General features: G+C 64.6%; 23 protein-coding genes and 1 other RNA gene. 16 read left to right on the top strand and 8 right to left on the bottom strand.

What is annotated here, in order from left to right:
* Position 1 precedes the first annotated feature (1 nt).
* The 5 genes from MEMAR_RS12165 to MEMAR_RS12145 all read left to right on the top strand — a co-directional run bounded on the left by MEMAR_RS12165 (position 2) and on the right by MEMAR_RS12145 (position 4477).
* Entirely contained in the window at positions 2-565 is a 564-nt protein-coding gene (locus tag MEMAR_RS12165; RefSeq protein ID WP_048063878.1) for a LemA family protein, read from the top strand.
* Positions 566-571: 6 nt separating this feature from the next.
* On the top strand, positions 572-2398 hold the full coding sequence (locus MEMAR_RS12160; protein WP_011845294.1) for a DUF2207 domain-containing protein: 1827 nt from the start codon (positions 572-574) through the stop codon (positions 2396-2398).
* Between the two features lie 120 nt (positions 2399-2518).
* The gene (locus tag MEMAR_RS12155; protein WP_011845293.1) at positions 2519-3697 is read left to right on the top strand and encodes a putative hemolysin; all 1179 of its coding nucleotides are present in this window, start codon (positions 2519-2521) and stop codon (positions 3695-3697) included.
* 103 nt (positions 3698-3800) lie between these two features.
* On the top strand, positions 3801-4169 hold the full coding sequence (locus MEMAR_RS12150) for an STAS domain-containing protein (protein WP_048063877.1): 369 nt from the start codon (positions 3801-3803) through the stop codon (positions 4167-4169).
* Entirely contained in the window at positions 4166-4477 is a 312-nt protein-coding gene (locus tag MEMAR_RS12145; protein ID WP_011845291.1) for a HEAT repeat domain-containing protein, read from the top strand. The genes MEMAR_RS12150 and MEMAR_RS12145 overlap by 4 nt, the downstream gene beginning before the upstream one ends.
* Positions 4478-4484: 7 nt before the next feature.
* Here the strand turns inward: MEMAR_RS12145 and MEMAR_RS12140 are convergent, their stop codons facing one another.
* Complete coding sequence (locus tag MEMAR_RS12140; protein ID WP_011845290.1) at positions 4485-5489, bottom strand: DUF3821 domain-containing protein; 1005 nt, start codon at positions 5487-5489, stop codon at positions 4485-4487.
* A gap of 203 nt (positions 5490-5692) precedes the next feature.
* On the opposite strand from MEMAR_RS12140, the gene MEMAR_RS12135 reads away from it, so the two are divergent.
* The gene (locus MEMAR_RS12135) at positions 5693-7201 is read left to right on the top strand and encodes an SLC13 family permease (RefSeq protein WP_048063876.1); all 1509 of its coding nucleotides are present in this window, start codon (positions 5693-5695) and stop codon (positions 7199-7201) included.
* 42 nt (positions 7202-7243) lie between these two features.
* Complete coding sequence (ftsA, locus tag MEMAR_RS12130) at positions 7244-8599, top strand: coenzyme F390 synthetase (protein ID WP_011845288.1); 1356 nt, start codon at positions 7244-7246, stop codon at positions 8597-8599.
* 21 nt (positions 8600-8620) lie between these two features.
* On the opposite strand, the gene MEMAR_RS12125 is transcribed toward ftsA, so the two are convergent.
* Complete coding sequence (locus tag MEMAR_RS12125) at positions 8621-9193, bottom strand: hypothetical protein (RefSeq protein ID WP_143706419.1); 573 nt, start codon at positions 9191-9193, stop codon at positions 8621-8623.
* A 143-nt stretch (positions 9194-9336) separates the two neighbouring features.
* Here MEMAR_RS12125 and MEMAR_RS12120 point away from each other — a divergent pair, with 143 nt between their 5' ends.
* From MEMAR_RS12120 to MEMAR_RS12110, 3 genes are all read left to right on the top strand, one after another.
* Positions 9337-11016 carry an MBL fold metallo-hydrolase gene (locus MEMAR_RS12120; protein ID WP_011845286.1) on the top strand — a complete coding sequence of 560 codons (1680 nt, stop codon included), beginning with the start codon at positions 9337-9339 and terminating at the stop codon, positions 11014-11016.
* A gap of 76 nt (positions 11017-11092) precedes the next feature.
* The gene (locus MEMAR_RS12115) at positions 11093-11380 is read left to right on the top strand and encodes a glutaredoxin family protein (protein ID WP_011845285.1); all 288 of its coding nucleotides are present in this window, start codon (positions 11093-11095) and stop codon (positions 11378-11380) included.
* Entirely contained in the window at positions 11361-11873 is a 513-nt protein-coding gene (locus MEMAR_RS12110; protein ID WP_143706418.1) for a ferredoxin-thioredoxin reductase catalytic domain-containing protein, read from the top strand. Before MEMAR_RS12115 ends, MEMAR_RS12110 begins: the two co-directional genes overlap by 20 nt.
* On the opposite strand, the gene codB is transcribed toward MEMAR_RS12110, so the two are convergent.
* Positions 11792-13132 (bottom strand): cytosine permease, encoded by a 1341-nt coding sequence (gene codB, locus MEMAR_RS12105; RefSeq protein WP_048063875.1) that lies wholly within the window; start codon positions 13130-13132, stop codon positions 11792-11794. The two genes, MEMAR_RS12110 and codB, sit on opposite strands and share 82 nt — an antisense overlap.
* Positions 13133-13378: 246 nt before the next feature.
* Between codB and MEMAR_RS12100 the strand changes: the two genes are divergently transcribed.
* The gene (locus MEMAR_RS12100) at positions 13379-13594 is read left to right on the top strand and encodes a hypothetical protein (protein WP_011845282.1); all 216 of its coding nucleotides are present in this window, start codon (positions 13379-13381) and stop codon (positions 13592-13594) included.
* Position 13595: 1 nt separating this feature from the next.
* Here MEMAR_RS12100 and MEMAR_RS12095 read toward each other — a convergent pair whose 3' ends face one another.
* A complete protein-coding gene (locus tag MEMAR_RS12095; RefSeq protein WP_011845281.1) occupies positions 13596-13961 on the bottom strand; it encodes a hypothetical protein in 366 nt (121 codons plus the stop codon).
* 71 nt (positions 13962-14032) lie between these two features.
* Here MEMAR_RS12095 and MEMAR_RS12090 point away from each other — a divergent pair, with 71 nt between their 5' ends.
* Together MEMAR_RS12090 and MEMAR_RS12085 are read left to right on the top strand one after the other, a co-directional pair.
* The gene (locus MEMAR_RS12090) at positions 14033-14266 is read left to right on the top strand and encodes a winged helix-turn-helix transcriptional regulator (RefSeq protein ID WP_011845280.1); all 234 of its coding nucleotides are present in this window, start codon (positions 14033-14035) and stop codon (positions 14264-14266) included.
* Positions 14263-14580, top strand: a complete 318-nt coding sequence (locus tag MEMAR_RS12085) for a transcriptional regulator (RefSeq protein ID WP_011845279.1) — start codon at positions 14263-14265, stop codon at positions 14578-14580. Before MEMAR_RS12090 ends, MEMAR_RS12085 begins: the two co-directional genes overlap by 4 nt.
* 4 nt (positions 14581-14584) lie before the next feature.
* Here MEMAR_RS12085 and MEMAR_RS12080 read toward each other — a convergent pair whose 3' ends face one another.
* Positions 14585-16261 (bottom strand): phospholipase D-like domain-containing protein, encoded by a 1677-nt coding sequence (locus MEMAR_RS12080; RefSeq protein WP_011845278.1) that lies wholly within the window; start codon positions 16259-16261, stop codon positions 14585-14587.
* Between the two features lie 40 nt (positions 16262-16301).
* Between MEMAR_RS12080 and MEMAR_RS12075 the strand changes: the two genes are divergently transcribed.
* Genes MEMAR_RS12075 through MEMAR_RS12070 form a run of 3 tightly spaced genes read left to right on the top strand, consistent with a single transcriptional unit; the run spans position 16302 to position 17371 of the window.
* Positions 16302-16904 (top strand): amino acid kinase family protein, encoded by a 603-nt coding sequence (locus MEMAR_RS12075; RefSeq protein ID WP_011845277.1) that lies wholly within the window; start codon positions 16302-16304, stop codon positions 16902-16904.
* A gap of 45 nt (positions 16905-16949) precedes the next feature.
* On the top strand, positions 16950-17114 hold the full coding sequence (locus tag MEMAR_RS12840) for a zinc finger domain-containing protein (RefSeq protein WP_011845276.1): 165 nt from the start codon (positions 16950-16952) through the stop codon (positions 17112-17114).
* Positions 17115-17116: 2 nt separating this feature from the next.
* Positions 17117-17371, top strand: a complete 255-nt coding sequence (locus tag MEMAR_RS12070; RefSeq protein ID WP_011845275.1) for an elongation factor 1-beta — start codon at positions 17117-17119, stop codon at positions 17369-17371.
* Between the two features lie 25 nt (positions 17372-17396).
* Here the strand turns inward: MEMAR_RS12070 and MEMAR_RS12065 are convergent, their stop codons facing one another.
* From MEMAR_RS12065 to MEMAR_RS12060, 3 genes are all read right to left on the bottom strand, one after another.
* Positions 17397-18350, bottom strand: a complete 954-nt coding sequence (locus tag MEMAR_RS12065; protein ID WP_011845274.1) for a malate dehydrogenase — start codon at positions 18348-18350, stop codon at positions 17397-17399.
* 11 nt (positions 18351-18361) lie between these two features.
* Positions 18362-18671, bottom strand: an RNA gene (gene ffs / locus MEMAR_RS12835) — signal recognition particle sRNA.
* 12 nt (positions 18672-18683) lie between these two features.
* Positions 18684-19709 (bottom strand): hypothetical protein, encoded by a 1026-nt coding sequence (locus MEMAR_RS12060; RefSeq protein WP_011845273.1) that lies wholly within the window; start codon positions 19707-19709, stop codon positions 18684-18686.
* Positions 19710-19720 lie beyond the last annotated feature (11 nt).

The following is a 19720-nucleotide window of genomic DNA, read 5'->3' as shown; positions in this document are numbered from 1 at the left end:
GTTGGACATCATTTCCATTGTCCTTATCGTCGTCGTGGTGTTGATCGTCATCGGCGTCGCGGCGGCAGCAATCGGCATCTACAACCGGTTCTTCTCCCTCAAAAACTCCGCCGAAGCGACGGTCGGGCAGGTGAAGGTCGCGATGAAGAAGCGGCTGGACATGATCGAGCAGCTCCTCGGCGCGGTGAAGAGCTACGCGGCCTTCGAGAAGGAGACCCTGACCGGGGTGACCGAGATGCGGGCGCGCATCGGCAGCGCCGGCCCGGGTGACCTGAACGAACTCGAGCGCGAATCGCGCTCGGTTCTCGGGCGGCTGCTCGCGGTCGCAGAGAACTACCCCGATCTCAAGACCTCCCAGACGGTGCAGAACCTGATGGGCGCGGTCCAGGGTGTCGAGGACGAGATCGCCCGGCACCGCTACACCTACAACAACATCGCCCAGCAGTACAACACCATGACCGACACGGTTCCCTCGAACCTGATCGCCGGCGTCATGGGCTTTACGAAGCTCGAGTACCTGGAGTTCGGCGAGGAGATCGAGCGGGTCCCGACGATATCGTTCTGATAGACCATGCGGATAACCGAGCGGCAACAGATACTCACCCTCCTCGCCGTCACCCTGGTTATCGGGGTGCTGGCGGTCGTCGGAGCGAATGCGCTCCCTGCCCTCTTCCGGGGGAATCTTGAGGTCGAGCAGTATGAAGCCGTCTTCTGCGAGAACGGAACCCTGGTCGAGCGCTACACCTACGACGTCCGCGCCGCAGGCGAGTACCGGATGCTCTTCCGGTACTGGGACGCACCGCTTGCTTTTTCCGCAATCGATCGGCCGCATATCGAGTTTGCCGGGATGGCTGCTCCGCCCGGAACCATCGGCTATGTCAAAGATCACTGGGGTGAGGTGCGCCCGGCCGCGGGGAGCCCGACCACCTCGGATATCGCGGCGATCCGGAATCTTGCGTTCGATAGCGAAGTGGGCCTCTACAACCCCGACTACTTCGCCCCGGGCACCTATACGGTGGAGTACCGCTACATCGTCCGGCCGCCGATCGAGTACGACGAGGAATGGGCGCACCTGAATCTGAAACTCGTGGACGAGCACGTCTCCTTCCGCAACCTCCGGGTCACGCTGCCGTTCGCCGGGCAGATCGAGGAGGTCTACACGCATCCCCCGACCCTTGAGGTCGAGCGGACGGCGGAGTCCGTCGTCGTCACGGGGGCCGCCCCGCAGGACGATGCGCTGAATATCGAGATGGTTCTCGATCCGGCGTTCATGGAAGAGATCGATGGGTTCCCCGGGTACGTCCCGGACGTGCGGCAGCAGGCAGCCGACGCCAACCGCTGGCCCCCGATCCTGTATGCGGCGGCGAAGATCCTCTATGGCCTTGCGACCGTCCTCGTCCTCGCGATGCCGTTCATCCTCCTCGGCGTCTACCTCCGCTACGGCAGGGAAAAACCGTTCACGGTGCCGGAGTACCTGAGTTTCACGCCGAACACCGCGCTCAAACCCTGGCAGGTGAACCTCCTCTTCAAGGGCGACGCACTTGATTACGACGAGAACGGGTTCTACGCGACGATCCTCGATCTTCACCGGCAGAAGAAGATCGTGGTGACCGAAAAGCCGGACGGCAAAGGCGTCACGGTCAGGATCGTCTCGGGGGTGTCGAGCGATCCTTACGAGCAGCGGGTGCTCAATTTCCTTGGAAACATCGCCGACGATCACGTCGTGGACACCGCCGAACTCGAGGAGTTCGCCCGGACCGCCCGGAGGAGCCCCGGATACCAGCACCGGATCGTGCAGTACCAGCAGTCGCTTGCCGGCCTGACCCGGGACGTGGACACTTCGCTCGCCCACCGGTACATCAAGGACGGGCGGACGATGATCCTCCCGCTCGTCTTCCTCGGCGCCATCCCCTGCGGGCTATCCATCCTCGCGTTCATCCTCGCGCCGGGCGCGGCCAATCTCCTGATCCCGGCCGGCACCCTCGCCTTCATCGCCGCGGTCCAGGTCGGGATCGCGGCCATCTTCCCCTCGACGCTGTTTGGGTTCTGGAAAGGCGACCATTACAAGGAGAAACTCGAGTGGGACGCGTTCTCCTACTTCCTCTCGGATCTCGCGCTGATCCGGCAGTACTCCCCTGCCGACCTCTCGATGTGGGGAGAGTGGCTGGTCTACGGGACGGCGCTCGGCATCGGGGATAAGGTGGAGCAGGCGATGAAGAACCTGCATATCAACATCCCGGATGTCGGGGTGCCGCTCTACTCGAACATGCCGGTGATCTTTGCCCCGATCGTCCTCTACTCCCCGCCGTCGAGTGGCGGCGGCAGCGGCGGGTTCGGTGGGGGCGGGTCGTTCGGCGGCGGCGGCGGCTTTGGCGGCGGTGGCGTCGGGGGGCGCTGACGCTCTTCTTCGATCCTTTTTTACCCGATACATGGCCCTCCCGTCAAATAAGTCCGAATTCCTTCGTAGTTAAAGAAACCTACTTACCTCCCCCGGCGTAATGTATCCCTGTTGAAGCCTATGACGGGATCCTATCCGAGCTATCTGGTTATTTTCCTCGTTCTCTTCGGGGCTGTCGTTGCATGCGGGTGCATGGCTGCCGGGGGAGAGGACGAGCCGGCCGAGCGCATCTCCGGGAACGGCACGATCACGTTCGTCGATCTTGAAGGTGGGTTCTACGGGATCGTCGCCGATGACGGCGAACGTTACCTCCCCGCCGACCTCCCGACTGAATGCCGGCAGGACGGCCTCCGTGTCGCGTTCGCCGTCAATATCATGAACGAGACGGCAACCATCCAGCAGTGGGGGACGCCGGTCGAGATAGTCGAGATCGCGGCGGGCGACACCCGCCGGACGGTCGCGGCGAACGCTACGGTCACCTACATCGACCTCGAGGGCGGGTTCTACGGCCTCGTCACCGACGACGGCAGGAAATTCCTGCCCGGAAACCTCCCGGCGGAGTACCGGCAGGACGGTCTTTTAGTGCAGTTCAGCGCCGACGTGCAGGATGACGTCGCGGGGATTGGGATGTGGGGAACTCCTGTGGAGATCCGGTCGATCGAACTGGTTGAAGGCGTCCTGCTCGTCTCCGGGAACGCCACGGTCACCTACATCGATCTCGAGGGTGGGTTCTACGGCCTCGTCGCCGACGACGGCAGGCACTACCTCCCGCTCGGTCTCGACGAAGCCTGGCAGACGGACGGGGCGAACGTGACGTTCGTTGCCCGGATCAAGGAGAACACCATGACCATCCAGCAGTGGGGCACCCCGGTCGAGGTCATCGCCATCGATACGGCAGGGAACGCGACCTACGTCGCAAAGACCGGGACGGTCACGTTCGTCGACCTCGAGGGCGGGTTCTACGGGATCGTCGCCGACGACGGCGAACGTTATCTTCCGCTCGATCTCGACGAGACCTACCGCGTCGACGGAATGCGCCTTACCTTCGTCGGGGAGATAGCCCGGGATACCGCGACGATCCAGCAGTGGGGAACCCCTATCGAGATCGTTGACATCCCGTGGGCCTGCGCCCGGTGCAGTGAAACCGTCGGCCTCGCGAACCCGGCCGCGGTCTGGTGTAAGGAGCAGGGCCACACCTACGAGATCCGGAAGAACCCCGACGGCAGCGAGTACGGTGTCTGTATCTTTGCAAACGGCACCGCAGTCGACGCCTGGGACTACTACCGGCAGACCCACTGACCTCTTTTTTGGAAAAGCGAAGCGTCACGTGAGTATAGCGTAAGTGCTGTATGCGCCCGGTGAGAAACGCGCGATTTTTCTCCTCTCGCACAGAAAAACAACCATGGACGTAACGGTCAGTGAGCGGGACGATACGGCAGTCGTATCCGTTGACGGCAGAATCGATGCGGAATCGGCAAAACGCCTGGATACGGTAATTGCCGGAGTGCTGGCGCGGGGCGGAAAACGGGTGCTTGTGAACCTGGAGAAGGCGGCCTACATGAGCAGCAGCGGTCTCAGGGTGCTGCTCGGCAAGTTTCGTGATCTCAGAAGGGTGGACGGAGAGATGGCGCTCTGCGCGGTCCAGCCCGATGTCTACAAGGTCTTCCTGATGGCGGGCGTCCACGAGGTCTTCCCGATCTACGTGGGTCTCGACGAGATCCTGGCCGCGGGCGACGAAGAGAAGAGAGAAGAGGAGAGCACGTCTCCGTGACGGTGGATGCCGGGGCGCTAATCCGGACTCTCCGCGACGGTGGAACCGCCGACCGGATGGCAGCGGCGGCGAACCTCGCCGCCCTCGGTCCGGCCGCCCTTCCGCCCCTTCTTCCTGCGCTCGACGATCCCGATCCCCGCCTCCGGATGTGGGCGGCCTACACCCTCGGGATGATCGGGGATGCGGGAGCGGTCCCGGCGCTCGTGCAGGCGCTCGAGGACGCCGATCCGGGTGTCACAAGATGGGCGGCTGCAGCCCTCCGCCGGATCAGGGACGCTGACGGCGGGTGCGGCTGCCGGTTCTGTTGATCTCTCTTTACCTTCGCCTGCCGGCGAGCGTCAGGACGAACCCGGCCGCTGCTACGGCCAGGGCGGCCGGGAGCGGCGCTGCGGTCGGTGTCGGGGTCGTCGGCTCCGTCGTCGCGGTTGTGACCGGTGTTGCCGTCTCCGTTGCCGTTGGTTCGGTCGTGGGCACGGTCATCTCCGTTGGTGTTGCCGTCGGCGTGGCCGTCACGGTTGCGGTGGGCGTCGGCGTCGCGGTCGTATCCACCCCGACGCGGTTTGCTACCGCGAACGTCACCCGCTCGGAGTCTGGAGCGTAGGCGTCGAACCCCGAAGGCGTCCTCCATACTGCCCTGACGGAGTAGGTCCCCGGCTCACCGAGGTCGCCGAGCCGGACTGCGCCCGGCCAGCCGGGGTCGTCGGTGTAGAACCGGGTCGAACTGACGTTTAACCCCGCGAAGTTGCGTCCTCCGATGACGGTGGTCTCGGCGCCGCCCGGTGTGGTGAGCACGATATCAATCGTCGCCGGGTAGACGCCGCCCGCCTGGTAGAACGCCCCGACGTCGGGAGAGGACACCCTGAACGCGATCCGGGTGTTCGGGGAGACGGTCAGCCCTTCCAGGGGTTCGTTGTGGTGGGGGTTCGCGAGCACCACGTCGAGGAAGAGCCTCGGTTCGCGGATCATGACCTGCGCCGACGTCCCGTCCTCGGGGTTGTAGGCGTAGTATGTCCCGTAGTCCTCCTGCAGGTAGATCTCCTGCACTTCAAAGTTGGTGTCGTCGGCGACCGGGATGCTCCTCGTGACCCCCCGGTCGGGGTTGTCGTCCTGGTATCGCCGCAGTTCCGTGACGGGGTTATCCGTGGTCGCGTTCCTCAGCTGCGAGAGGTCGAGCCCCTCTTCGTAGATAAAGATCGTGTCATAAGGCTGGATATCGCGGATCGTCGGGCCGCGGGCTCCGGCCTGCCCCACACAAAGGGCAATGATGCAGATGGCGAGGAGGATGACGAGGCCTCGCCTGCGGATCCACTCTGGTGCCATGGTATCTCGTATGGCTGATTCTGCTGATATAGGTTGGTATGGCGGCGCGACGGCTTCTCTCCGGCGGGACGGGTTCCGGCCGCGCCCGGATCGGCCTGTCACGTCTAAGCGGCGTTCAAGTCGCTCAAATTCGTGAATAATCCCTTAAACTCCCTGCAATTCGATTCCTTATGCTTAAATATTCTCTTCCCCAATTTCTGATAATGAGCAGGGTCGCCTTCATCATCGCATCACTCCTCGTCTTCTTTGTGGTTCTGGCGATTCCCGTCGACCCCACCGTCCTCGCGCCCGAGGCCAAAGCCGTCGCGGCAGTGACCATCCTGATGGTCCTGTTCTGGGTCACGGGCGTCATCCCCCTTGAGGCGACCGCCCTGCTTCCGCTGGTTCTCTTTCCGGTGCTCGGGGTTCTCTCGCCGGTGAAGGTGGCGGAATCGTACGGTAACGAGGTGATCTTCCTCTTCCTCGGGGGTTTCATCATCGCGATGTCGATGCAGCGGTGGGGTCTGCACCGGCGTATCGCGCTGCATATCATACGTCTCGTGGGGACGAGCCCGCGCCGCCTGGTGCTCGGGTTCATGGTCGCCACCGCGTTCCTCTCGATGTGGATCTCGAACACCGCAACAGCGATGATGATGATCCCGATCGCGGTCGCGATCATCCTGACGATCATTCCCGGGACCGACAAAGCCCTTGAGAATCTCGACGGGAAAGAGCAGGCTCTCGCCCGGTGTCTCCTCCTTTCCATCCCCTACGCCGCGAGCATCGGGGGGATCGCCACGATCATCGGCACGCCCCCGAACGGGATCTTCATCTCCCAGCTCGCGACGATCTTTCCCGACGCGCCCACCATCGATTTCTTCACCTGGATGAAGTTCGGTGTCCCGTTCGCCGCCGTATTCCTCGTCATTGCCTGGCTCTGGCTCATTGAAGTCCCGTACCGCCGGATGGGGTCGACCCTCCCGAGCGCCAAAGGGATCATCCGCGAGGAGCTCGAGAAACTCGGTTCGATCTCCACCGGGGAGCGGTGGACGCTGATCGTCTTTACCCTGACCGCCCTCGCATGGGTATTTGCGCAGACGAAAGAGATCGGCGGGTTCGTCATCCCCGGTCTGGACATGATCTTCCCCGGGATCAAGGACTCCACCATCGCGATCTTCGGTGCCCTCCTCCTCTTCGTCCTCCCGGTCGACGCGAAGAAGGGCATCTTTACGATGGAATGGGAGTGGGCGGTGAAGATCCCCTGGGGCATCCTCCTCCTCTTCGGCGGCGGCATCGCTCTCTCGAACGGGTTCCTCGCGAGCGGGCTTGCCACGACGATCGTCGAGTCCCTCACGCTCATCCACGGGCTCCCGGTCATCCTCCTGATCCTCATCGTGGCGCTGGGAGTCTCGTTTGCATCGGAGATCGCCTCGAACACGGCCATGGCCGCCGTTCTGATGCCGATCATGGCGGTCACGGCCGTCAGCATGGGCTTAAACCCGATCGTCCTGATGATGACCGCCGCGGTCTGCGCATCCATGGCGTTCATGCTCCCGGTCGCCACCCCGCCGAACGCCGTCGCCTACGGGAGCGGCTACATCTCCGCAAGAGACCTGCTCCGGTCCGGCTGGGCGCTCGACCTCATCGGCGTGGCGCTCTGGATGGTCTGCCTCTACACGATCGTCCTCTGGGCACTCGGGGTTCCCCTGGACATTCCCGCCTGGGCACTCTGATCCCCCGGCACCTATTTTATCCCCTGCGTCTATCCCGGCCGGATGACAGGCAACAGATATCATGACCCGGCGGTCGAGACGCTTGCGAGATCGGATCTCGACGCGCTGATCGAAGAGCGGATTCGCCTGACCGTCCGGTATGCAGTGGAGCATTCGCCCTTCTACCGCCGGTGGTTCGAGCGGCACAACATCCGCCCGGAGGCTATCCGGGAGCACGAGGATCTCCGCGATCTGCCCATCATCTCCGGGGCGACGATCCGGCGATACCAGCCCCCGCACGAGCAGGAGTTCTGCTTCAAGAGTGTTCCCTGGGAAGCGGTCTTCACGGTCAACGAGACCTCCGGGACGAGCGGTATCCCGAAGAGTTTCTTCCTCACCTGGGAGGACTGGGAGCGGTATGCGGAGAAGTACGCCCGGCTCTTTGTCTCGCAGGGGTTCGAGGCCGGCGACCGGGTGGTGGTCTGCGCCTCCTACGGGATGAACGTCGGCGCGAACACCATGACCCTCGCCGCCCGCGACATCGGGATGGCGATCGTCCCGGAGGGGAAGTGCACCTTCCCGGTCAGGGTGATGGAACAGTACCGCCCGACGGCGCTGATCGGGAGCGTCTTCAAGCTTCTGCGGCTCGCCCGCAGGATGGAGGCGGAAGGCCACCCGCCACAGGACGCGGGCGTGAAGCGCCTCGTCGTCGGGGGCGAGAGTTTCGCCCCGGAATCGAGGCGCTACCTGGAGGAGGTCTGGGGATGTCCGGTCTACAACTCCTACGGGAGCACCGAGGGGACGATGTGCGGCGAGTGCACCCGCCAGGCAGGGCTCCATGTCCCCGAGGATCTGGTTCACTTCGACCTCTACGACCCCGGGATGAACCGGTTCGTCCATGACGGCGAGACCGGGCGGCTGGTCTATACGACGCTCCTTGCTCCGGGCAAGAGGGCGGGGACGCTCCTCATCAACTACGATACGGAGGATACCTGCTCGGTCGTCTCCCGGGAGCGGTGCGGGTGCGGGCGGACGCACATGCGGATCGCCTCCCCCCGGCGCGAGGCGGAGACGGTCCGGATCGGGGATATCGCGCTCAACCGCGTGGACGTGGAGGCGGCGGTCTTTGCGCCCGGGAACATGGCCCGCCTGAACGGGGAGTACGAGGCGTTCATCTACGGCGGCGACGAGGCGGGGGAGACCGTTCTCCGGGTGAGCGTGGAGTGCTTCGATCCCGCCAACGTCGATGCGGACGAGATCGAAGAGACGTTCCTTGCCGCCCTCCTGCGGTCGGTTCCGGCGCTTTCGGGGGCATACGAGGACGGCTCTCTCCAGATCCTCTGCGGCGTCACGTCGCCGGGCGGGCTCGAACTCCACCGGGCGCCCGGCCGGCCGAAGCGGATCGTGGACCGGCGGTAGGGTTCGAAGGGGGCATCCCCCCTACCGCCGCCGCACCAGGTAGCCGGCCAGCCCTGCCGCAAGGGTCGCCGCCGCCGGGAGAACGGATCCTGCCGCGGTCGGCGTGGGGCTCGTCGTCGCCGCCGTCGTCGCCGCCGTCGTCGACGGCGTGGTGGCGGCCGGGGTTCCTGTCGGTGTCGGGGTCACCCCCGCCGCCTCGACGACGGTGAAGGTGGTGCTTGCGGTGGCGTCGCCCTCGATCCAGTCCACGGTCACGGTGTACTCCCCGGGCTCGAACCCGGTCGTGTCGATCTCGAACGACCAGGTGTTGGCGGCGTCTCCCTCCTCTACAACGGCCGTTCCCGATGTCCCTCCCGTCCCTTGGGGGGCGGACTTGTTCGTCGGCCCGAACCCGACCGGCGTCACCGTAACGAGCAGGCGGTTCCCGGGGGCGAGGTTCGTCGTCCCGCCGACGGTGACCGTCTCGTTGGCGGCGACAGTCCTGATCTCGTCGATACCCGTCTGCTGTGCGGCGGCAGTGCCGCAGACCCATGCCACGAGCACGAGCGCGGCTGCGATTCCGGCAAGTCCCTTGATACCCATGCCTCGTTTCACCTCATCTCCCCTTCCTGCACGGCAGGATAAGAACCTACTCGGGTCCGGGTATCCGGGCCGAATGATCCCTTTTCCAGGGAAAAACAGCCTGTTTTTTCTCCCCTGCAGTCCAACACTGGTCAGTTATCCTTGCAGGTACAGACATGCTCGAAGACCAACAATGGCAGCCGGTGCCGGGCACCGCCGGTGCCGAGATCTACCCCTTCCTCCGAAAACCGGACGTCACCTGTTCGAACGCCTACCTTATCCGGACACCCGGCGAGATCCTGCTCATCGATACCGGGGCCGACGCCGGACAGATGGAGCGGATCCTCGAACTGGTGGGCGACCTTCTTTTGGAGGCACCTCGTCCGATTCTCCTCTTCCTCACCCACTGCCACGCCGACCACTGTTTCCAGGCCATCCGGAACCCCCGGTTCCGGGCCCTCCCGGATCTCAGCATTGCCGCAGAGGAGACGGGCGCCCGGTCTCTCGAGGCCGGCGACGCCGTCCGGACGGTTGCGGAACTGATGGGGTGGGAGATCGAGCCGCTCCCGGTCGCCCTGCCCCTTCTTGCCGCCCGCGACCGCGAGACCCTGGAGACGGACGACGGTTTCGTCCTCCATCGCCAGCAGATACCGCTCCGTTCCGGAGATATCCTTACGGTCTACCACACCCCCGGGCACACGCCCGACAGCATCTGCATCCGGCTTGGTGAATACCTCTTTATAGGTGACCTCCTCTTCTCCGCGAGCCCCGGGATCGCCGGGCTTGCCGGCTGGGATCAGCCGGCGCTGCTCGAGACCGCAGGAAGGGTCCGGTGGATATTTGCTCACGAACCGGTGAGCCTCTGCTGTCCGGGCCACGGCAGGGATCTCCTGGCTACGGCGATGCCGGCACTCCTCGACCGGCTCGAGAGAGATGTTGCGGAGCTCGCCAGCATAGGCCCCTTCGACCGAAGCCGGCTCGACGACTCCCTGGAGCACGCCGTCGACCTGCTCCAGGAGGCCAACCGGGTCTTTGCGGCGGTTTCAGGGCGGCTTTATGCCCTCGCCTACCGCCTCGACGATCTCGGTGAGGACGAAGAGGCCCGGCGCTACCAGGAACTTCTGGAGTCCGACCGGATTGACGGGGTTCTCGAAGATTTTTCACGGTTTGCCGACGAGTTCAACGCCGGAAGGAGGCTTGAGGTCCAGCTCGTTCTCAAAGCCGTTCAGGCGATCCAGCGGATCGAGACTCACTTTGCAGGCGATCGGCTGAACCACGTCGTCGACGCAGCGCTCCTCCGCCGGGCCGACCGCTTGCTCACCGACTTCATGAACACGGTCTTCGGCTACCGGGACGCCGGCTGCCTCTCCACCGTGGACGCCCCGTCGATGCTCCGCGATCTCGTCGCCGGCGTCTCGACACCTCCGTTCTCGGACGAGGCGTTCATCGAGGCGGCGGACGACCCGGTGGCGTACCGGGTGGAGCTCGTCTCTCGCCTCGCCTACCTCCCGCTCCTGGAGGACGCCGACCTCGTTGTGGACGCCGACCTCGTTGTGGACGCCGACCTCGTTGTGGACGCCGAAGGATCTTTCCCGCCGGTGCTGGTCGACCGGGAACGATTCTGCGACGAGGTCGTCGGCGTCCTCGAGGATATGGCGGCCGCCGGCGCCCGGGAGATCCGGCTCGCCCTCCGGCGGGAGGGGGCGGCCGCCGGGCTCCTGATCGAGGGCTCTGCCCTCCTGTCTCCCCGGAAACTCCGGTTCTACCGGCGGAAGTTCGGGCTCTCGGGAGCGACGCTTGCGATCTCCGGGAACGGCGCCGGCCTGTTCCTGCTCTTCAAGCCCGCTTCCTCCTGACCCTCCCCGTTCCGGGGCAAGATACTTACCTCTGGCCCCCGTAGCGGGGTGAGACGGAGGAAGTTGTTTGGTAGAGATGCAGCGCGTGCCTGGAGTCGACCGCGGCAGAGTGGTGCTTTACGCCCTGAGCACCTGCGGTTGGTGTGCTCGGACGAAGGAACTTCTCACCGACCTCGGCGTCGGGTTCTCGTACGTCTACGTGGATCTGCTTGCGGGGGAGGAGCGCGATCATGTGGTCAGGGAGGTCGAACGCTGGAACCCCCAGGTCTCGTTTCCGACGGTCGTCATCGACGAGGCGAAGGTGATCGTGGGGTTCAGGGAAGAGGAGATCCGGGAGGCGGTCGGTGCCCGGCACAGTGAGTGACGGCGAGGTGGACCGGCTCATGCGCGACCTCGAAGTCGAGGTGGAGGCCGGCGGATACCACCTCAATCCCGACCGGGAGTTCACCCGCGACCTGGTCCGGGGTCTGCTCGCGAACCGGGAGCGGTACGGTTACATCTCCTGCCCCTGCAGGCTTGCTTCGGGAGACCGGGACGACGACCTTGACATCATCTGCCCCTGCGACTACCGGGACCCCGATCTCGCCGATTACGGGGCCTGCTACTGCGCGCTCTACGTCACCGCCGACGTGGAGAGGGGGAAGCGTGCCGCCGCCCCCGTCCCGGAACGCCGGCCGGGGCCTGCGGAGCGCAAGCGGCAGAGAGAGGAGCGCGCCTTGGTGGGCCGCGCACCGGGGACCCTGAACTACCCGGTCTGGCGGTGCCGGGTCTGCGGCTACCTCTGCGCCCGGAACGAGCCGCCCGAGACCTGCCCCATCTGCCGGGTCTCCCGCGACCGGTTCGAGCGGTTTATGTGAGCCGGGAGCCGGACGAGACAGGCGTAGGCGAGGAACGCGGCGACGATGCCGTTCACCGGGGGGATGCCCGGAACCAGGAGGGCGGCGAGAGAGCCGACAGCATACGCCGCGATCCCCTGCAGGTTGAACCGGGGGACGGCCTCCTCCCCGGGTGCGGGGTAGCGTCCCCGGTGGCGGACGAAGAAGTCGGCCATGATCACCCCGCCGAGCGGAGGGATGAACGTTCCGAGGAGGGTCATGTAGGGGATCAACCAGTTGTACATCCCGAGGAGCGCGAGGGCTGTCCCTGCAGCGGCGCCGGCGAAGGTGACCAGCCTTCGGCGTTCTGTCCTGAAGAAGTGGCAGCCGGCAACCGAGAAGTTGTAGATGGTGTTGTCCTGGGTCGTCCAGATGTTCAAGAAGAGCATCAGGATGCCGGCGGAAAGAAGACCCTGAACCGCCAGAACCTCGACGATGTCGGAGAGGCCGTAGACGGCGGCACCGAAGGCCCCGACGGCGACCATCAGTCCGTTCCCGAAGAAGAAGGCGAGGAACGTAGAACCGACGGCGGTGCGCGCCGACCCGGAGAAGCGGGTCCAGTTCGCGACCTGGGTGCCGCCGGAGACGAAGGTGCCGACGACGATCGTGAGCGCTTCGGCGACCGTAAGCGCCTCCACGGTGCCCGGCGGGAGGAGATCGGCCGCACTCCCGGCGTCCCTGAGGGCGACCGAGGCGCTTGCGGCGATGAGGAGGAGCATCGCCGGAACCGAGATCCACGAGAGGGCTGCAATCCCGCGGTAGCCGATATACGCCGTCAGGCAGAAGACGAACCCGAAGACGAGCATCAGGGGCGCTTTCCACCCCGGATCAAGGTCCAGCAGGCGGGCAAGGACGATCGTGATCGTCGCGGTTCCCCAGGCATACCATCCGACCTGAGTGAGCCCGAGGAGGATGTCGGGCCATCGGCTCCCCGCGTCCCCGAAGGCGAACCGCGCGGAGAGGACGGTGGAAAGGCCGCTCCTGAAGCCGACGTACCCGAGGCCGGCGACATAGAACGCGAGTATCGCGCTCCCGAGGAGGATGACCAGAGCGAGATCGGGCCAGAACGGGAACGCAACCCCGATGGTCGCGCCGCCCCACATCGTGGCGGAGAAGAAGGTGAATCCGAGCAGCACCAGTGTCATCGGCCAGAATCCACGCCGCGCCTCGTCCGGGACCGCGGAGAGCGGATAATCCTCCGTGCTGCTCCATCCCGGCTCGCCGCCCCGTTCGGTCCGAATTACTGTTGTTCTCGCGATGGTTGAGTATCTCTCCCGGAAGGGAAAATTCTTTCCGGGCAGTTTTGCCGTGCGATATCCGCGCGGCGGCCCGCCGTGGGGTGAAAACCGATCTTATCTCGTTTCCCTCTCCCTCCCGGTGTTCGGACCCTGTCGGAGGCGGAGATGAAGCGCGTTATACCGGGAAAACCGCACATGGCCGCCGGGCGATCCAGAGGTGTCATATACCGGGCAGGGTGATTATCCTGTATGCCGAGCGTGCGGATCAACGACGGAGACCTCCCTTCCGGGAGTGGCGTGGAGGGGGGACGGAAGAAGAAGCCCGACGAGACCCCGGCCCCTGCTTGCCGGGAGCCCGAACGGGAGACCGCGAAGAAGGAAGAGGGCCGCGGGAAGTCCCGGCGGGGGCAGCCCCTCTTCGGAGATGGCGACGACGCCGATATCTTCTACACGAAGACGAAGTAGTTCATTTCAGCACCCGGATGTCCCCGGAGGAGGCCACCGCCACCTCCCGTTTCCCGCGATAGGTCTGAACGATCCCGTATAGGGTTACGGTCTCGTTTTCGTGGAGTTCGAGCCCGGCAGCCACGTTCTCCGGCAGGAAGACCGCGGTGCCGTTGACGGTGAGGATCAGGTGTCCGCCGGTCGCGGTCTTTGTGATCTCCTCGATGCTTCCCTCGAGGAGAACCAGCGCCCCGTCAGGGACCTCCGGCGAATACGGCTCCGCCACCAGCGATCGTCCGACGGCGTCGAAGAGGACGTGCGCCGCAAGCACGATCCCGACGACGCATACGAGGACGGCAAGTGCCGCTTTCTCCTGCCGTTCCAGCATGATAAAGCCTATCGACGTCCGGACTAATAACTTCCGTCAGTTTGATATGTTAACAGCGTTAACTACCCTGTATGGATGATGTGAACCTTCCCCCCTCCTCGAGAAAGATCCTCCTGCTTTTAGAGGGCGGGGGTGCCCTGACCCACAAGGAGCTCGTCCGCCTCAGCAGCCTTGCCCCCCGCACCGTCCGGTATGCTTTAAAACGACTCAAAGACAACGATATGATCGTGGAGAAGTTCAACTTCAGGGATGCCCGGCAGATCCTCTACGAGTACAAAGACTCCCAGATGGTGTCTGCGCAATGACCGAGCCTTCCTCCTGCGACATCATGCGGTGCGACACTCTTGCACGGAGACTGCTCCCCCAGATGCGTGCCGAGATGGTCTACCGCCTGGTGAACGAGCGCGGGATCAGCCAGAGCGAGGCCTCGAAGCGTCTCGGGATCAGCAGGGCCGCTATATCCCAGTACATGAGCCGGAAGCGCGGATTTAACCGGGAAGATCTCCCCGACAACCTTGAATCGGTCATCGAACGATGGGTCTCCGCCGTCGCCTCGGGCGAAGGGACGATCACCATCTGCGACGTCTGCCGCTCCGCCGATCTTGCCGGCAAACGATGACGTATCACGTGCGCCTCCGCCGGTAGAGGTAGAGTCCCGCCAGCGCGGCGAGTATGCACGCCGCCGCCGCTATTTTGAGCCGGTCGGTTTCCGGAGCGCTGCTCGCTTTACTCCTGTCCGAAGCATCCCAGTCGTCTTCAAAGACGGCGAGGTAGTACACGGCGATATCCGGGTGTTCGACGATCACCCCCGCTTCCCGGTTGAACGCCGGTGAGTTGGCATTCCAGTTGATGCTGCTGACGAGCACCTTCGTTCCGTCGACGATCACGCCCTTGTTGTGGATCTTGTCGAGGTTGTTCGCTTCGAGGTCGGCGAGCCTTGCTTCGAGTGGCAGCCCTTCTGCCGCGGCAAGCCGGTTGATGATCGCGGCCATCTCGTCGTTGTCCGCGTCGCCTTCGGTGTTGAACCAGGCGGCATCGAGAAGCACCCGCACCGCGACGCCCCGCCGGGAGGCGTCGATCGCGGCTGCGAGGTAGGGGTTGAAGTCGCAGGGAGTCTCGTTCGTGATGTAGGCCTGCTCGATCGCGATGCTCTCCTCTGCCCCCTCGATCAGCCCGAGGATGAGGACGCTCGTATCCGGGGATACGACCGGGGTTACCCGCGCCCCCTCCGCATGGCAGGGGGCGAACTCGACCGTATAATCGGGCGCCCAGGGCGTGTAGAGTTCGGCAGCCGTGCCCCCGAGCGGGACGATGTCGCCGCCCGCCGCATCGAAGAGGAAGACCTCGCGGAAGTAGGCCGTGAGTTCGGGGTCTTTCAGGAGGACCCCCCACCCGCGGTTGCCCTGCAACCCCGCCGCCGGATAGCCGCCGGGCTTGAAGTTCTCGCTCCCGAGCAGGACGGTGCTCCCGTCGATGACGAGATACTTGGCATGGTCGTAGCGGTATTTCGCATGGCCGGCATCGGTCGTCGTCATCGAAAGGACCGGGATACCGCTCCGGTTGAGGGCACCCGCGACCGCGCGCCCCTCCGGTGAGACGCCGCCCACCGGCCCGCCCTCGAGGAGAACGGTCACGGCTACGCCTCTATCAAGGGCGCAGATGAGGTCGTTTGCCATCTTTTCGTCGGTGAACTCGTAGACATTCACCAGGATCTCGCGCTCCGCCTCCGCGACGGCCGCCGAGAAGATCTCGTAGGAGCAGTCCGGGGCGACGAACGCGGTCACCGCGACGCCCTCGAATGTTTGGGGCTTAAGGCGGGACTGGCCGATGGAGAGCGGGCGCGGGTCCCAGGCACCGTCCTCGAAGTAGTGAATCTGCCCCTCCCGGGCGCAGACGTCGCCGGGCCAGGCGATCTGCTGGACGAGGGTGGTCCCCCGGTAGAGGAGGAGTTCGTCCGCCCGGTTTGCCATCAGGAGGTTCCCGTTCGGGATCACGTCCGGCACGGCCGGCGTCCGCTCCTCGATCTCGAAGTCGGGAAGATAGCCGTGCGACTGCTCGAACGCCGGCCCGCTCCTTGCCACCGTCAGCCGTCCATCGATCCGCGTTCCCGGCGGGAACCGGTAGCCGCCCTCGCCGTCCGAGAGGACGTAGCCGTCGAGGATCCCCGTCCCCTCAAGCACCAGATACTCGTCGGGATCGCCAGGCTGGTAGGGGTCCGGGCAGAACTCGACGATCTGAATACCGCCGGCCGTGCCGGCAAGGAGGCAGAGGAGTAGTATGACGGCGGCGATCCGGCGCATACGCAGGGTTATGTCATCTCCGGTTTAATAGCAGAGCGATATGAATTCGCCCGCATCCCCGCTGGTCGTCAAGGTCGGGGGGAGCCTTTTCGACCGGGTTGTCCCCCTGCTCGAGATTTTCAGGGAGGCCGGCCGCCCGGTGCTGATCGTACCCGGCGGCGGGAAGTTCGCCGACCTCGTCCGGCGGCTCGACGTCTCCGAGGACGCCGCCCACTGGATGGCGATCGCCGGCATGGAGCAGTTTTCGTGGTACATCGCCTCGCACGGCATCCCGGCGACCTCCGCCCTCGCGCTTCCCGCGGAGGTGACGGTCCTCCTCCCCTACTGCGCTCTCCGCGAGATCGATCCCCTCCCCCATTCCTGGAACGTCACCTCCGACACCATCGCCGCCTGGGTTGCTCGCGAGCTCTCGGCCGACCTGCTTCTCCTGAAATCGGTCGACGGCATCCATCACCGCCGCAGGCTCCTCTCAAGGGTCGAGGACCCTTCCATCACCTCCGACGATGTCGATCCCGCGTTCATCCGGTTCGTCTTCGATAACAACCTCGTGGCCCGGGTGGTGAACGGCAGGCACGACGACCGGGTTCGCCGGGCGCTCCGGGATGAGGCAGTCGTCGGGACGCTCGTCGATCCGAGATTTTAATTGTTGCGGCGGCGATATGATAAGTTAACATTCGAGGAAGTAACGATGACAACGAGAGACCGATGTACCTCCTGCAACGCCACACTGGCCGAGGAAGGTTCCACCTGGTTCCCGTGCCCGGTGTGCGCGCACGAGATCAGCCGATGCTACCGGTGCAGAGAGCAGAGCATAGGGTATACGTGCCCGAAGTGCGGATTCCAGGGGCCATAACCATGGGAAACGTAGCCATAATCGTGAAGATAATGCCGGAATCCCCGGAAGTCGACCGTGAAGCGCTCAAAGCGGCGGTCAGGGCGGCCGTCCCGGTCGACGATATTCAGGAAGAGCCGATCGGCTTCGGTCTCGTGGCGTTGAAAGCCGCCGTAGTCGTCCCCGACAAAGCCGGGGCTCCCGATGAGGTCGAAGCAGCGCTCCAGAAGATAGAAGGCGTCGCAAGCGCCGAGATCGTCGAATCCACTCTTGTGTAAGTGGGACTTTCGATACCCACTTTTCCTAACGAACTTCTTCGAGCCGTTCCATCACGTCGGCAGTGACCTTGCGGATCTTCTTGACCGACTCGCGGAACCCGGCGACTTCGTTCTCTTCGAGGCTGAGCGGAACCGGAAAGACGCCGTCCCGGTTGATACGGGCGGGTACGCCGATGCAGACGTCGCCGATCCCGTGGATCTCGCTTTTGATGTAACTTGAGACGGTGAGGATACGGTTCTCGTCCCCGAGGATCGTCTTTACCAGGGTTGCAATCGCTTCTCCCGGCCCGTAGACGGTAGAGCCCTTATCCCTGATGATCGCCTCGCCGCTCGTTCTGACGGTCTCGATCATCTCCTGCGCGGGCAGTCCCGAGAAGGTGGGCAGGTTGCTTATCCGGATGCCGCCGATCGTCGTCGCCGACCAGAGCGGAACCATGCTGTCGCCATGCTCGCCGATGATACGGGTATGCACCTCGCTGACGTGGACCCGGAAGTAGTGCGCGATCAGGGATTTCAAGCGCATCGAGTCGAGATGCGTCCCGAGGCCGAAGATCTGTCTCGGCTGGAACTCCGAATATTTCAGAGCGACGGCGGTCATGACGTCGACGGGATTCGTTACGAGAAAGAGAATGGCATCGGGCGATGACCGACCGATCGTCTCGGCGGTCTCGGCGATGATCTTTGCGTTCTCAAAGGCCAGGTCGTTCCTGTCCTGTCCTGGCCGGCGTGGTACGCCTGCCGTACAGATTACGACATCCGAGTCTTTTGCGTCGAGAATGCTCGTACTGTACGAGAGCCGGATGTCGGTGCCTCGTGCAGCAAACGAGTCGGATAAGTCACGGCAGCAGCCCGCGAGAAAATCTTCGCGTCCGGGCCTCCCGACGAGCAGCATATCGCTGACGTACGGGATCTCGGATATGGTATGGGCCGCAAATATGCCGACGTTCCCTGTAGCCCCGAGAATCGTTACTTTTGCCATGGAAATCGCCGTTGGGGACACGTCCTTGGTCGACCGTGCGCACAAGCATTCACCGCTGCATCCCTCCTCCACCCCGCAACCCCATGGGCGCCGAACGTCCACGGTAAGTCTGCTCCCTTCCGGGCCTGAACCGGTACCCGCGGCAAAAGGTCGCCGCCCCCTCCGGGGCATTGATCCCTTTCCGCCGACCTCATGGGACGAGGCTTCTCCGTCGGGACGCAGAGGATCCTGCAGGCCGCTGCGGCCTTCCTCAGACTTCGCCCCCCGCTGACGGCGGTTTCGGGTAACAGGTGACGCCGAGCCACCCAGGCTAGTCCCCGTATATACTGGAGTCTATGGGATAAAAATAGCTCCGCCCACCCGAACCTGCCAGACCCGGGTGATCTCCTCGACCTTGCGTCCGTCCGCCTTATCGAAGAGGTCAAGGGCGGTAAGGTCTATCCGGGGTGGGAGGACGGCCGGAAGCAGCCGCAGATCGCCCTGGTAGACCTCGATCTCCTGCGCTCCGGCGGCGGTGGCGACCAGAACAGGGTCCCGCGCGACCGGTCGGCGGCGGAGGTCGTCGTATGACCGGTGCATTGCCACCTCCCCGATACCGAGAACCTCCCGGTTCACCCCGAAGTTGCAGGCGGTCCAGAAAGCAGCCGCGTACCAGGCGTCGTTCGCAATCACATGGGGAACGCCCGCCCGGGCGGCGGCGAGGCCGAGGGTGCCGGCGCCTGAGCAGGTGTCGACGAACGTCCGGGGGCGGTGCCGTCCTATCTCGCGCTCAATCGAGAGGATCTTCTCGTCCCGGCCCCGGGGGAACTCGACGTGCAGGACAGACTGCTGTTTGTAGACGATGATAGGTCCCGCGCGGGTCGGGAAGACGTCGGCCCGGACGTCGCACCCGGCAAGGAGGGTATGCTCGGCGGGCTCCGCGTCGGTGTCGCTGAGTCCCGGTGCTCCGGCACCCGTCCTGACGACTCCCCGGACCTCCGGGACCTCGGCGACCAGACGGGCGGCGGCACGCTCCCCGGCCGACCGGGTGAGGAGGACGAGTGAATCGGGCGGGAGGTAGGGGGCGGAACGCATGGCATACCCGGGATGGACGAGCGGCGTTCCGGCGGCCGCAAGGGGTTCGGTCCCGGCGAGATCCCCTTCTGCGGCCATCATCCGGTATATGTGGGCGAAGACTTCGTCGATGAACCGCTTCCCGCAGGAGGGGCAGGGTTCGGCCGTATCGATATCGGGTGGAGGACTCCTCTTGTCGTAGACGAGCCCCATGCAGTCTGGGCACGGGGCGAATCGACCGGGAAGTTCTGCAAAAAGTGTGCGGGCGTCCGTGACGCAGTCGTGCCCGCAGACCGGACAATGCATATCGATGCGTT

The sequence above is a fragment of the Methanoculleus marisnigri JR1 genome, from assembly GCF_000015825.1.
GTDB classification, from domain to species: Archaea; Halobacteriota; Methanomicrobia; order Methanomicrobiales; family Methanoculleaceae; genus Methanoculleus; species Methanoculleus marisnigri.
The sequence above is the reverse complement of the archived record's forward strand: the minus strand, read 5'-3'. Positions and strand labels throughout refer to the sequence as shown.